Below are 14,188 nucleotides of genomic sequence, written 5' to 3'. Positions count from 1 at the left end.
TAATTGCGCTTGTAATTGGTAGTGTGAATGGCCTGTGGGTGCAAGTGTTAATTTCTGCGGTGTAGCGCTTATTGCATGTACTTTGTTCTTAAAGTTGAAAAAAGGGGCAGAAGTACATCTGCCCCTTTTGGGTTGTTGTTGCGTTCATTAGCCCTGCGGCGGTTTTACATCACCTATTTCGTATGGATTAGCAGGATCACCACTCCATTCATACCAACCGCCATCGAAGACACTTATTTGATCCCAGCCCATGACGTGGGCATAGAAGAACACTTCGGAGGCGCGCCATCCCGTACCACAATAGAAGGATACGTTTTGGTGTTGCTCGATCCCCCAGTCTTTCCAGAACTCAGTGATCAGGTAAGGGCTGAGCATGGTATCGTCCGGGTTGCGGAAGTCTTCCAAATGGTACGGATCTGATCCGGCGTGACCCCATTTTGAACCTTTAATCCGGCCTTTCGGATCAATGTATTTATAGCCACTGGTTTCACCAATGTATTCCGGCCAACTGCGGATACTGACCAAAGACTGGTGTTCGGGATCGGCAAGGATCGCCTTGGCTTCGGGCACATCAATAATGTAGTCGGGATTCGATGGGATAGGGCGGCCAAACTCGACCGGTGTTGCGCGGTTACGCATCGGCTCGGTTTTATAGCCTTCGTTTACCCAAGACTGCCAGCCACCGTTAAGCAGGCGTACATCTTCAACACCGGCGTACATCATGATGCTGGCAGCTCGGGCTGCGGCGGTATTGTCACGTCCGTATAAGATCACCGTGGTCTCGTAGCGAATACCCAAATTTTTGACCATTTCCGCTATCTGCTGGTCGGAAACCCGGTTCCACCAGGGCTCGGCTTCAATATGGTTGGTGTTCAAGTACAGCGCAGAGGGGATATGGGAAACCAAGTGCTTGGCGGGTGGTCCCCATGCCACCTCAACAATCTTGAAGCCTTTTGCTGGTGGGTGCGCAACATGCTCGCCATTGATGAGCTGCTGAACCCAAGAGGCGGGCACGAGTTGCTGATAGTTTGGCAATGCCATCAGTTCACCGGAGTAGCTGGCGATAGGTTCTGAGATGATAGTGACATCGTCATTGCCCAATTGCTCGAATTGCTGCTTTATATGCTGCGCTTTCTCTTCATGACAGTAGAGGTAGGTTGGCCGTTCGACATCGATGCCGTGGCTATCGAGGAGTGCTTGCAGCTTTGGCGGACGAAGGGTGCTAAGCCAATCGGCATCAAAGTTGATGGCGTTAGGGTAATGGCCGCCGCGTGTGGCTTCCCCTTCCGGCCAACCATTGAAATAGTTGCTAGATCGGCAGTCGATGACTTGGTGGGGGAATGATAGTTCAGCCAGCTGGTCGAAAGTAGTTGCGAGAAGCTGGGGACTGAACAGGGTGAGAAGTGGTATCGATAACCATTTGAAATTTTGCATGTATGCAGTCCTAATATGAAACTAGGCCAGCATTATATGATGCTGGCCTAGTGCTTAACCTATACAAGATCACAATCCAATCTCACTGATTGGAGTTTTTGTTTTAACTGTTAGCTTGGTTAGGTTTTTTATTTTGCTGCCGGTTTCTGTCGGTTGCTGTTTCGGGCTTTATTGCCCGCATTAGCACGGCTTTGATTGCCACCCTTGTTACCACCTTTTTTGTCTGAGCCTGATTTACGGTAACCAGACTTAGGCTTGGCATCACTACGGTATTTGTTTTCACCGCTGGCTTGGTTTGCTTTTTGCCCTTGCTTACCTTGTTGGCCTTTATTGCCTTGCGCCTTATTACCCTGTTTGCCAGATGCGGTTGGTTTGCCATTATGGCCTTTTGCTTTATTGCCCGCTTTTGGCGCATTTTTGCCATTGCCCGACTTAGCGTCTTTGGCCTGCTGGCCAGCTTCGGTCGGTGCCTTAGGCTTTTTCGGCTTCTTAGGTTTTTTCGCTTTAATTGGCTTTAGCGCCAATGATTCCGGCAGTTTGTTGCTTGGAACGAAACCAAACACTTCTTCACGCTCAAGGTGCTGCTGAGTCAGTTGCTCGATGGCATTTAGCTCTTTGAATTCATCGGCACATACCAGTGATACCGCTTGACCCTCGGCACCTGCACGACCGGTACGGCCGATACGGTGAACATAGTCTTCAGCGACATTAGGTAGGTCAAAGTTAACTACTTGCGGCAGTTGGTCGATATCAATACCGCGTGCGGCGATGTCGGTTGCAACCAGAATACGGACTTCACCGCTTTTGAAGTTGGCCAACGCTTTGGTGCGCGCACCTTGGCTTTTGTTACCGTGAATAGCTGCCGCAGTAATATCTCGCTTTTCAAGGAAAGTCGCTAGACGGTTGGCACCGTGCTTGGTACGGGTAAATACCAGTGCTTGTTTCCATTTCTTTTCTTGGATCAGCTTGGTTAACAGTGCTGACTTTTTGCTTTTATCAACCGGGTGAACCCACTGTTTCACCGTCTTGGCGGTGGCATTGCGCGGTGTCACCGAAATCTCAACCGGGTTGTTCACCAAGCCTTTGGCAAGTTCGCGGATTTCTTCAGAGAAGGTGGCTGAGAAAAGTAGGTTCTGACGCTTTTCAGGTAATAGCGCCAGAATCTTTTTGATATCACGAATGAAGCCCATATCCAGCATGCGGTCGGCTTCATCAAGCACGAGCACTTCAAGCTGGTTAAACTTAACAGCATTCTGGCTATACAAATCCAGTAGGCGCCCCGGTGTCGCGACAAGTACATCGGCACCTTTGCGCATGCGCATCATCTGCGGGTTGATCTTTACACCACCGTACACCACGGCAGAGCTAAGTGGTAAACGTTTAGAGTAGGTTGCCACATTCTCGCCCACCTGAGCGGCTAGCTCACGAGTTGGAGTTAGGATCAGCGCACGCACCTGGTTAGGGCGCACGATAGGGCCTTTTGATAAGCGCTCAAGGATAGGAAGTGTAAAGCCCGCGGTTTTGCCTGTACCTGTCTGTGCTGCAGCCATGACATCCTTGCCTTCAAGCACTGCCGGTATGGCTTGGGCCTGAATAGGAGAGGGGGTTTCATAGCCTTGATTCGCAACAGCTTCAAGGATTGGGGTGCATAGCCCCAGAGAGGCAAAACTCATAGACAATTCTCGGTAAAATGAAAAAGTTGATCTGCCTCACACGGCAGCAAGCGGGCTAGCTTACAGCAGGATGGGGAAAAGTCCTAATCATTTGACCAATATAACCATGGCTAGACTGTGGTTATGTCTATGCCATATTTGCGACTAGCTATCCGCGATGGCAATCAGGTTTTCAAAGCGTTCGTTACCGCGGAGTGATTCAAAGTCGGGCTCGTCGGCAGCCAGCTCCTTCAAAGAGGCACTCCCTTGAATGGCCATTGCCAAATCATCGATGGCTTGATCTTCAGAACCAAGGCAGGCATAGGCACAAGCACGCTGGTAAAGGGCGTGGGCGTTGGTCGGGTCAAGTTCCAACACGCGGTTACATAAGCTCAGCGCCCAGTGGAACTCGCGGATCTCCATGGCGGCATCAGCCTTGTAGGTCAGGGCTTCAAGATCGCCGGGGCGGATCCGCAAAATATCATCGTAGACTTCGATTTTTTGCTCGGGAGTTTGTAGGTTCTGCGAGCGGAGCCAGAGATTGTGGATCTCGTTAATGGTTTCAATTTCTTTGTTGTTCTGGGCGATAATACGGGTCTTACGTTTCAAGTCTTGCTCTAGGCGCTGAAACTTTTTCTCGTATTGATCGGCGATTTCTTGCAATTGCTGATCGGCGATTTTCTTGGTGTTGTCCCTTAAATCACGCAGCGACTGCCAACCTACTAGGGCAAACAATGATGCTGCACCGGCGATCAAATAGAAGAAGTAGGTAACCGTGACATTGGCGTAGTTCATGGATTTATCGGCGACCGCAAGTTCTCGGTCGGTGATCTCGACAATCACCCTGCGCTCAAGATCTTGCTGATCTTTGCGCAGTGATTTCAGCTCATCAAGCACATAGCGCTCCATCAATGCCTTATCGTAAATACTCTGTTCCGAGTACTTTTCTTCAGCCAAAGTCGGAAGAGTCCATAGCAAGCATGTACATAGCAGAAGCAGGCGATAGAGCATGGCGCAGCCTTTTATTAAGTGGTCAAGATATTAAAGTAGCTTAAATTGTTATATAGCAAAGTAAATTGGGTGTAGATAGCATTATCAACGCTTGGTTGTGAAGATGTGCTCAATCGCACATTGAGATAGCTTGGGTATAGGGTATAGGGTATAGGGTGTTAGGTGTAGGGTAGATCAGGGAGAGGGAAGATAGCACTGGGGTCCTGACTTTGCTGATTTGCTTACTAACAACGAGGTACAGGAAAGTCCAAGGTTGGCGACCGAGGTCTATTTTACCGCCAGTGCTGGAGAGTCGTAAGGTGGTTGCCGGTTAGCAAACTAACAAGATGCTTCTGATTCCAATCCACCTACTTGCTGAGCAGCAGCTAGCATGGCTAAACGCTTCTGCTCTTGTTCGGATGTCTGTGTGTGCTGACTTGCTTGCTGTGCCTCTTCTGTGACGTCAGAAAATACATAGTCTTTATTGAAAATAAGCATGTCGTAATACCCTCAAGTAATAATGTGTAGTAATTACCACAACAGATATGCTGCATTGTCTGTGTGGTTGAATAAAAAAACATCATCCTTGAGTTTTTTATGCGGGGATGAGTACACGGGCGTAGTTCACATTTTATCAACCTTTGTAGGCGTAGTTAGTGACTATTATTCTTCTCTCATATACATCATCGGTCATTCATCAGTAGCAAGTCACCATGCTACGATTTCGCTGTGAGTTATTGTTTTATCAGCGATATTGCATGCTTTGCCGAATTAAAGGCAAAACGTGTGCAAGGGATTTCATCTATCTTTTGCCAGCAAATATCGGCCACATCATCAGCCGCCTTTAAGTTAGGCTTTTGTTTTAATGCTATGTGAAAGATGCTGTCACAGGTTTTATAGGTTATGCCTTTATGTTGATAAGTATTTGGATACGACCCCAAATACTTGCCCTTAGCATCAGGTAGTCCCAACTCTTCATACAACTCTCTGGCAAGTGCTTGCTCCAAACTTTCATTGTGGTCAACAAACCCGCCAGGAAAGTCGAACATGCCTTTGCCGGGCTCCCTTGCGCGAGTCGCGACAAGTACTTCATCGTGAACAGTAATGAGAGCCAGCACAGCAGATGCTGTATTGTGGAAATAAGTGAATCCACAATGGTTGCAGCTATGGGCTTTTTCATCTTGCTGAGAGAAGGACTGTTGGCCGCATTCGGGGCAGTACATGATTGAGATACCTGCTAAACCTAATTGATTAGATGCATTTTAAAGCGGAGGTGAGAATAGCGCAGCCAATTCGTGATTGCTAGCAAGCTTTGCGGTAGAATCTGTCGAAATTGTTTCACCACCGGTTTAGTTATGTCTGAAGAAAATAATGAATATGAAGTAGAAGCCCTTGGCGTCGAGGTCAGTGCCCAGCCAATTGAGCTTTATAAGGTGTTGAAAATCGCCAACGCCGTCAGCGGTGGTGGTGAAGCCAAATTTGCCATTTCTGAAGGTTATGTGGCCGTAAACGGCGAACTTGAGCAGCGTAAGCGCCGTAAGATTTACGACGGCGATGTAATTGAATTCAATAATGAATTCTACTTGGTGATATGTGATCAGCCGGTATCAGAGCAGCCGGATCCAAAGGCAGAAAAGCCAAAACCTGCACAGCCTAAGCCAAGCAAGCAGCAGCGTGGCAAGAGCGCGCAATCGAACAAAGGCAATAAAGCCAAAGCGGGTAAAAAGTCTTCCAAGCCTGCCAAGCAGAAGTCGGGTCCAGCAGATAAAAACACTGGCCGTAAGTTGCTGAACTTTTAATCCCCTTATTTATACCGCGATAAAGGTAGAATCTATGCGGTTCTCCCCGGCATAGCCGGGGAGAACCATGATTGAATTATTTCGGTAACAAATGCGAGGGAAGGTTTGCCCGCCGACCCGTATCTTCAGGGCTATAATGCTTCGTAAGATAGTCCAAGATAATCGGTTCATTAACACTCAGTGGCCACAGCCCCTGGGTTTCCTGCATCCAACGGATTGAGTCTAACCATGAATCATAACTCATTCGGTTCTGGGTAATGATTTTAGCTGAATGGCAAACGGTGCAGTTCGCCCTGACTTCTTCAAAGCCTTTATCAATCACCAATCCGGTTATTTTGTCCTTCTCATAATCAGATACAGCAACGGCTGCAAAAGAGAGTAATGAGCCTAGCAATAACACATGCTTTTTCATGCCAGTACTCCCTAGACAATTTGTACTGCGATTCGATGACATGCATTATTTAAATATCCCTTAGGGTTCCAGCCAGGCAGTACCATTGGTTGGGAAATACCATCGCTGTCAGTCGCTTTTGCCCAGACCTCATAGTAACCCTTCTTAGGAAAGTTCACCTCGCCCTCCCAACGTTGCCATGCATTCTTATTGGCTGGTTTGGCGAGTTTTACTTCCTGCCAAGTTTGGCCAAAGTCGATAGAGATATCCATTTTCTCAACCGTCTTATCGCCCGCCCAAGCATGGCCTTTCACAGCCAGTTTCTCCCCTATTTTGTGCTTAATGCCTGATTGAGGGAGCGTCACCAATGATTTCACCGGCATCGCTTCAATGATACACATATCTTCGGCGGCTACTTTGTCACCGGGCGCTACTGGCTCACACGGTATCCGATAGGCTGGTGCTTCCATCTTGGTACCATCATGTACCTTGTTTCGAATCGAAATCCCTTTTAGCCATTTACCAGACGTTGAGGCTGGCCAGCCGCCAAAGACTAATCGCAATGGGTGCCCATTCAAAGCTGGAATATCTTCACCATTCATTGCCCAAGCAATCAATGCTTCGTCTTCTAAGGCCTTGGATATAGGCACGCCTCGGGATATCGCTTCTTTTTCAGGGTTTCTAGAAAGGTGCGAGTCACCGCCATGGTAGCCAATATAAACGGCATCATCTTTAATACCGCAGTCCTTTAATACATCACGCAAACGAACCCCTGTCCATTGGGGGGATCCGACAGCACCCGTTGTCCACTGATTACCTTTGGCTGGCGGGTTAAATTCAGCGCGACCATTACCACCACATTCAATCGTCAGTTGATAAGTATGTGACTCGAACTTTTCTTTGAGGTCTTTGATGGTATAAGTTTTACTGGTTTCAACGGATTCTCCATCAATAACCAAAGTCCAGCTGTCCACGTCTACATTCTCTGGTGGGATGCCATTATTTCGAATAAAGAGCTTATCGGCAGGTGTTACCAAGTCATTGAGTAGGTGGGCTGGTACCTCTGCGTTAATAGGGCGGTCATTGAGGACAATCAGGCCCGGATCTTTGCCGGGGAGCATAAAATTGTCAGTAGTTTCGGCAAAAGCCGCTGGTATGAGTCCTGCCGGCATAAAACGACCGAACACGATCTCGGCACCAAGTATAGTGCTCATCGTTGCTAAACCGGTTAGGAATCCCCTTCTGCTGATGGGATCGCTGGTACGTCCAAAGACTTTCTTATCTGCACCGATAGGATCTTCTTGGTATAACTCTCTAATGCCTTTCTCTATTTGCTTGTTCTGTTTCATGCTGACCTGATTTCCTTCTCCATGGTTTAAGATATCAGATCGATCAAAAAACAACCGATCGTGCAGGTAATGATAAACGGGTAATTTACATTTTTGCAACAAAATCGGAACGTTTTATTTCGTTTTTTGATTCACTTCTCTTTTTATCCCGCGTTCAGGCTAGCACCTGTTTCAAGCCCGGAAAAATCAAAAAGCCGCATTCGCCCTCTACTCGAGAAACGCGAATGCGACTTTTTCTGTTTTTAGCACAGTGGCTTAGTGATTACCCAAACCGTACTTTTTGATCTTGCGGTATAGGGTGGCGATACCGATGCCAAGCTCCTCGGCAACGAGCTTGCGGTTACTTAGGCGGCCAATGGCTTCTTCGATACGGATCTTTTCCATTTCTTCCAAGCTCATGGCGCTGTCATCATGGATGATGGGCTCAACCTTTTGTTTGGGTTGCACGTTGTCAAAGTATGGAGGCAGCAGATCAACATCGATTTGATCGCCTTCTGGCACGACATTCACTAAATACTCTATCAAGTTGCTTAGCTCGCGCACATTACCCGGCCAGTGGTAACTGTTAAGGCGGTTCATCGCCTCGGGGGTAATGCCCGGATAGCCAACGCCGATCTTTTGGGTATGGATTTCCAAGAAGAAGCGGATCAGAAGCTCGACATCACCTTCGCGATCTTTCAACGGCGGCAAGTGAATAGGGATCACATTCAGGCGGTAGTACAAGTCTTCGCGGAAATTATTGGTGGCAATCATTTCGGCAAAGTTGCGGTTGGTGGCCGAGATAATACGGATATCAACCGGTACAGCCTTGTTCGACCCGATAGGCATGACTTCCCGCTCTTCAAGCACGCGTAGCAGCTTGGCTTGTAGGGTCATCGACATATCACCGATTTCATCTAGGAACAGGGTACCTTTGTTAGCCGCTTGGATAAGGCCTGTTTTACCTTTGCTCGATGCACCCGTAAATGCCCCTTTAACATAACCGAACAACTCGCTCTCAAGGAGTTGGTCTGGTATGGCGGCACAGTTAATTGCTATGAACGGGTTATTTTTACGATCACTCAAGTTGTGAACCGCATTGGCGATCACTTCTTTACCGGTACCACTTTCACCATTAATTAGTACACTCGACGGGCTGCTGGCAATACGGGTAATTAAGGTTTTTAATTGGCGCATCTTTTTACATTCGCCAATTACCGTTGAAAATTGTGGTAAAGATTCAGCAATAGCAATCGAACTATTTGGCTGGTAATAAGCCATCAGGAATAATTGGTGCCCTTGGGCATGATAAAATTGCCCTACAACTAATTCTTGGCGTTCACCAAGGGAAATGATGTGCTGCTGGTGGCCTTTTAATTCATTGTTGTGCATTGATAAAGGCTGAATATTTACTTCAGTTTTATTCAATGCATCTCTGGTCATGTTTAAGTTGGTTAGCGCGGGTTGGTTGCCATATTTAACCCGTCGGCTTTCATCTAGAACTAATACGCCTTGGTCCATGTTTTCAATAAGATTAGTAAACACCTCATCGAGGCCGTCGGCAATATTATCTTTCTCTTCAACCTTGGATACGACGATCTGGGCGATGTGCTTAATATAATCGGAGAAAAGCTGCACATTATCCTTAATGCGCTCACGGGATTCTTCGGTAAAGGCGACAAGGCTAATCACCCCGAGACAGCGCTCTTCAATAATAATAGGCACACCAAGAAAGGCTGTCTCCCGACAAGTTCCCTTGTTGGTGCACCCTTCACATAAGGGGTCCGTACGTGATTTAACGACGACTTTTTCCTCATGTGTTTCAAGTATATACCTGAAAATCCTTGAGCTGGTATTGAGTTTCTTGCCAAAGAATTTGCTGTAGGGGCCAGTACCTGCAATTCGTACCAGGTTGGCATCGACCACTTCAGCATCTATTTTCAATACCGCTGATAAGGTCTGGGTAAAGCGTAGTATCGTCGGCTGAAGCTTCATCAGCTCGGATGTCACAGTTGTATTCAGCATAACAATAGTTTTTTTAATTATGGAATAGATAAAAATAGTGGATATTTAGAAATTCCTAATTGATATATGTCAGTGTTTTATGTTGCATAAGCCATAAATAAAGACAATTGCTACCGATGTCACAGCTGAATATCAATATGATATAGCAGCGGCTTATTTACTATCATTTTGGCTATCAAGGCTGATAGGGCTTGATAGTTTATTCAATACTCTGAGAAGGAAACCGTAACCTGGATGAAAGCGATAATTCACTTACGCCATCCATTAAAAGAAATTATGAGATCTAGGCCACTTTATTTCAGCGTTTTTCCCGACTTTTCAAAACATGGCATAGATATTGGAAGTTATAAAACCAAGTTAACTGGATACTAGAGCCAGATAGAAAATAACGTAAACCAATTAATGCCCACGTAACGATTAGATAAAGCCTGTCACTTTGTGTCGGTGTTTTCCAGACGTGAACTATAACAACCAATTATCGGGAAGAAGATGATGAAAAGTATTAATGAACTAATTAAGGAAATCAATGAACTAAAGTCAGACCTACATGATAAAGATTTCCTACTCACTTGGGAACAAACCCCGGAAGAGCTAGAGCGTGTTCTTAAAACTGCCCAAGTGCTTAAAGCTATGCGTCAGGAAAACATTGCCACGAATGTATTCAAGAATGGCCTAGCTGTATCGCTATTCCGTGACAACTCTACCCGTACCCGTTTCTCATATGCTTCTGCTATCAACATGTTGGGCCTAGCTCAGCAAGACTTGGATGAAGGGAAGTCGCAAATTGCCCACGGTGAAACAGTGCGTGAAACAGCGAATATGATTTCATTCTGTGCCGATGCTATCGGTATCCGTGACGACATGTACCTAGGTGCGGGCAACGCTTACATGCGTGAAGTTGGCGAAGCATTGGATGATGGTGTGAAAGAAGGCGTATTGCCTCACCGTCCTGCACTGGTGAACCTACAGTGTGATATTGACCACCCAACCCAGTCGATGGCTGACCTTGCATGGCTAGAAGAGCATTTCGGCGGCCTAGATAAGTTGAAAGGTAAGAAGATTGCGATGACTTGGGCTTACTCGCCAAGTTACGGTAAACCACTTTCAGTGCCACAGGGCATCATCGGCTTGATGACTCGTTTCGGCATGGATGTGACCTTGGCTCACCCAGAAGGCTACGACTTGATCCCAGAAGTGGTGGAAGAAGCGCGTGCAAACGCCAAGCTTTCAGGCGGTAGCTTCACTCAAGTTGAGTCGATGGAAGAAGCATTCAAGGATGCCGACATTGTTTACCCTAAATCTTGGGCGCCGTATCAGGTGATGGGACGTCGTACCGAACTACTGCGTGCCAATGACCACGACGGTTTGAAAGCACTAGAGCAAGAATGCTTGGCCCAAAATGCTAACCACAAAAACTGGCACTGCACCGAAGAAATGATGAAGCTGACCAAAGACGGCGAAGCACTATACATGCACTGTCTGCCAGCGGATATCACCGGTGTCTCTTGTGAAGAAGGTGAGGTTGAAGAATCCGTATTCGAAAAATACCGCATCCCGACATACAAGGAAGCTAGCTGGAAGCCGTACATCATTGCTGCAATGATTATGAACCGCAAGTACCAAAACCCTGCCGATATCTTGCAAGAGCTGCTAGATGAAGGGCAAAAACGAGTGAAGTAATTCCTTCGTATACTCAAGATACCTGCTGCCTGCAAGGGCGGGCAGTGGGCACCGAAGTCGATCTATCTGTAATTTTACAGCTTGAGCATGATAGCTCATGGCGGGGGTAACGATCATGCGTCTACTCCTTGGGAGCCCCCGCGTTTTTCTTTCAATTAATTCAATGAGGACTGGTCGTGTCTACATTCTCTCTAAAAATGGAGATCGCCGATAACCGCCATTATAACGGTCAGCTATCTCCTCTATTCTCCATTGAAGAAGCGGAAAAAGCCCGCGCTTTTCACCAAAAGGTGGAAGGGTATCAACCAACCCCTTTGCATTCTTTAGACCACCTGGCCAAAGCAATCGGCGTTGGCAAAATATTGGTCAAAGACGAAGCCCACCGTTTCGATTTGTGTGCATTCAAAATGCTCGGCGGTGCGTATGCGATTGCCCGTTTGTTATGTGACGAATATAAGCTCGATATTAACGCGTTTAATTTCGATACCTTGAAAAACGATATCACCGAAAAAATGACCTTTGCCACGGCAACCGACGGTAACCATGGACGGGGTGTAGCATGGGCAGCCAACAAGCTTGGCCAGAATGCCGTGGTGTACATGCCAAAAGGCGCGGCCGATGAGCGAGTCAATAATATTCGCGCCTTGGGCGCCGAATGTATCGTCACCGATATGAATTATGACGATACCGTGCGCTTGGCGATTAAAACGTCTGAAGAAAACGGTTGGAAGGTCGTGCAAGACACAGCATGGGAAGGGTATACCGAAATCCCAACTTGGATCATGCAGGGCTACACCACCATGGCAGCCGAAGCTGTTGACCAGATGAAAGCCCAACAAATAGCCCGTCCAACCCATGTATTCCTACAAGCGGGTGTCGGCGCAATGGCAGGTGGTGTACTCGGCTACCTATGCGAGCAATTTGGCCCGGATAAACTTCACTCTGTGGTTGTTGAGCCAGACCAAGCCGATTGTATCTACCGCTCCGGAATTAGCGACAAAGGCGACATGGTCAATGTAAGCGGCGATCTTGCCACCATCATGGTCGGCTTAGCCTGCGGTGAGCCTAACCCAATCGGCTGGCCGGTATTACGCGACTGCTCGACCCAGTTTGTTTCATGCCAAGACAGCGTCGCCGCACTTGGTATGCGCGTGCTAGGCAACCCATTGGGTGATGATCCAAGAGTGGTATCCGGCGAGTCGGGTGCTGTTGGCGCAGGGTTGCTTGCTGCCGTTCACTACCACCCAGAGCGCGAGCAACTCATGGAGAAACTCGGCCTAAACCAAGACTCGGTGGTATTGCTGATCAACACCGAAGGGGATACCGATCCGGTGCATTACCGTGAGGTAGTGTGGCAAGGACTTCACCCAACACTCTGAACATTTACTTTTGCTAGTTAGCACAATGCCTGTATCGAAAGTGCTCATTTATGCTTATAAACTCCGCGCTTTCTCTTTGTCCTTGCACTAACTAGCTTCAGTTAATGCTCAGAGCATCAATAAAAATTCTATGGCGCTGGGAGCGGTGAATACTGCTTTCAAGCTCCTGCAAAATCACACATGCCGGCGTGAAAATGTTGCCGGCGCAAGGAGAATTACAATGACAATGAACATCCCATTTGCCCAAGTACTAGAAAAAGCCCAAGAATACAAAGCGGATATGAGCCGCTTCCTGCGTGACATGATTGCGATCCCTAGTGAAAGTTGCGATGAAGAGAAAGTCGTACTGCACATCAAGGAAGAAATGGAAAAAGTCGGTTTTGATAAGGTTGAAATTGACCCAATGGGTAACGTATTAGGGTGGATCGGCCATGGCCCGCACTTGATCGCGATGGACGCGCATATCGATACCGTTGGTGTGGGCAACATGGATAACTGGGAATTTGATCCTTACCAGGGTATGGAAGATGATGAAGTGATCGGTGGCCGTGGTGCGTCGGATCAGGAAGGCGGCATGGCATCGATGGTGTACGCGGGGAAGATCATCAAAGATCTCGGCCTTGAAGATGAGTACACCTTATTGGTAACAGGTACGGTGCAGGAAGAAGATTGTGACGGCCTTTGCTGGCAGTACATTATCCAGGAAAGCAATATCCGCCCAGAATTCGTGGTATCAACCGAGCCAACAGATTGCCAGATCTACCGTGGTCAGCGTGGCCGTATGGAAATCCGCGTCGATGTATCAGGTGTGAGCTGCCATGGTTCAGCCCCAGAACGTGGTGACAACGCCATCTTCAAGATGGGCCACATGCTAAATGATATCGAAAAACTGGCTTCTAATTTGGGTGACGACCCGTTCCTAGGCAAAGGAACACTAACAGTATCAGAAGTGTTCTTCACTTCGCCAAGCCGTTGTGCTGTTGCTGATAGCTGCGCCGTTTCTATCGACCGTCGCCTGACTTGGGGTGAAACTTGGGAAGGCGCGATCAAAGAGATCGAAGAGCTGGATGCTGTGAAGAGATTTGGCGGCAAGGTTTCGATGTACAACTACGATCGTCCTGCCTACACCGGTTTGGTTTACCCAACAGAGTGCTACTTCCCGGCATGGGTTATTGATGAAGAAAATGTCGCAACTAAAACACTTGAAGCCTCTTATGAGTTGCTGTTCGACAAGAAACCAACCGTCGATAAGTGGACCTTCTCTACCAATGGCGTATCAATCATGGGCCGTTACGGTATCCCTGTGATTGGCTTTGGTCCAGGTAAAGAGCCAGAAGCTCACGCTCCAAATGAGAAAACATGGAAAGAGCATTTGGTGACCTGTGCTGCGATGTACGCTGTTATTCCACAGATGTACCTACAAGAACTGAAAAAATAACCCGTTAGTGGTTTAAACCTTTTCCGTCCTAGGGGCGCCGACCCTCTGCCTAACAGTTGGCCTCATATCCCC

12 protein-coding genes are annotated in these 14,188 nt (G+C 47.5%); 4 read left to right on the top strand and 8 right to left on the bottom strand.

Translation table 11 applies throughout. From position 1 onward, the window contains the following. Positions 1–147: 147 nt before the first annotated feature. The 5 genes from C9I98_RS19595 to C9I98_RS19580 form a co-directional block, all read right to left on the bottom strand. Positions 148–1,434: a rhodanese-like domain-containing protein gene (locus tag C9I98_RS19595; RefSeq protein WP_107272384.1), complete on the bottom strand. Its 1,287-nt coding sequence runs from the start codon at positions 1,432–1,434 to the stop codon at positions 148–150. 128 nt (positions 1,435–1,562) lie between these two features. Next, a complete protein-coding gene (locus C9I98_RS19590) occupies positions 1,563–3,107 on the bottom strand; it encodes a DEAD/DEAH box helicase (protein WP_051901916.1) in 1,545 nt (514 codons plus the stop codon). A 144-nt stretch (positions 3,108–3,251) separates the two neighbouring features. Continuing rightward, on the bottom strand, positions 3,252–4,097 hold the full coding sequence (locus C9I98_RS19585; protein ID WP_036817734.1) for a TPR end-of-group domain-containing protein: 846 nt from the start codon (positions 4,095–4,097) through the stop codon (positions 3,252–3,254). A gap of 318 nt (positions 4,098–4,415) precedes the next feature. Next, entirely contained in the window at positions 4,416–4,574 is a 159-nt protein-coding gene (locus C9I98_RS26675; protein ID WP_170111229.1) for a hypothetical protein, read from the bottom strand. A 236-nt stretch (positions 4,575–4,810) separates the two neighbouring features. Further along, positions 4,811–5,299 carry an NUDIX hydrolase gene (locus C9I98_RS19580; protein ID WP_036817733.1) on the bottom strand — a complete coding sequence of 163 codons (489 nt, stop codon included), beginning with the start codon at positions 5,297–5,299 and terminating at the stop codon, positions 4,811–4,813. Positions 5,300–5,431: 132 nt separating this feature from the next. On the opposite strand from C9I98_RS19580, the gene C9I98_RS19575 reads away from it, so the two are divergent. Then, positions 5,432–5,875, top strand: a complete 444-nt coding sequence (locus C9I98_RS19575) for an RNA-binding S4 domain-containing protein (RefSeq protein ID WP_036817732.1) — start codon at positions 5,432–5,434, stop codon at positions 5,873–5,875. Positions 5,876–5,951: 76 nt separating this feature from the next. Here the strand turns inward: C9I98_RS19575 and C9I98_RS19570 are convergent, their stop codons facing one another. The 3 genes from C9I98_RS19570 to C9I98_RS19560 form a co-directional block, all read right to left on the bottom strand. Next, on the bottom strand, positions 5,952–6,287 hold the full coding sequence (locus C9I98_RS19570) for a hypothetical protein (RefSeq protein WP_036817730.1): 336 nt from the start codon (positions 6,285–6,287) through the stop codon (positions 5,952–5,954). A gap of 11 nt (positions 6,288–6,298) precedes the next feature. Continuing rightward, positions 6,299–7,615 (bottom strand): sulfite oxidase, encoded by a 1,317-nt coding sequence (locus tag C9I98_RS19565; RefSeq protein WP_036817728.1) that lies wholly within the window; start codon positions 7,613–7,615, stop codon positions 6,299–6,301. Between the two features lie 255 nt (positions 7,616–7,870). Beyond that, positions 7,871–9,619 (bottom strand): sigma 54-interacting transcriptional regulator, encoded by a 1,749-nt coding sequence (locus tag C9I98_RS19560; protein WP_107272383.1) that lies wholly within the window; start codon positions 9,617–9,619, stop codon positions 7,871–7,873. 492 nt (positions 9,620–10,111) lie between these two features. Between C9I98_RS19560 and ygeW the strand changes: the two genes are divergently transcribed. The 3 genes from ygeW to C9I98_RS19545 all read left to right on the top strand — a co-directional run bounded on the left by ygeW (position 10,112) and on the right by C9I98_RS19545 (position 14,116). Beyond that, positions 10,112–11,299, top strand: coding sequence for a knotted carbamoyltransferase YgeW (ygeW, locus tag C9I98_RS19555; protein WP_036825651.1), 1,188 nt, complete (start codon positions 10,112–10,114; stop codon positions 11,297–11,299). Positions 11,300–11,475: 176 nt separating this feature from the next. Next, positions 11,476–12,678 (top strand): diaminopropionate ammonia-lyase, encoded by a 1,203-nt coding sequence (gene dpaL, locus C9I98_RS19550; RefSeq protein WP_036831229.1) that lies wholly within the window; start codon positions 11,476–11,478, stop codon positions 12,676–12,678. A 220-nt stretch (positions 12,679–12,898) separates the two neighbouring features. Next, the gene (locus tag C9I98_RS19545; RefSeq protein ID WP_036831231.1) at positions 12,899–14,116 is read left to right on the top strand and encodes a YgeY family selenium metabolism-linked hydrolase; all 1,218 of its coding nucleotides are present in this window, start codon (positions 12,899–12,901) and stop codon (positions 14,114–14,116) included. Positions 14,117–14,188: the final 72 nt, after the last annotated feature.

The sequence above is a fragment of the Photobacterium sanctipauli genome (genome assembly GCF_003026495.1).
Classification (GTDB): Bacteria; Pseudomonadota; Gammaproteobacteria; order Enterobacterales; family Vibrionaceae; genus Photobacterium; species Photobacterium sanctipauli.
This window is presented reverse-complemented; position numbering and strand designations above follow the sequence as displayed.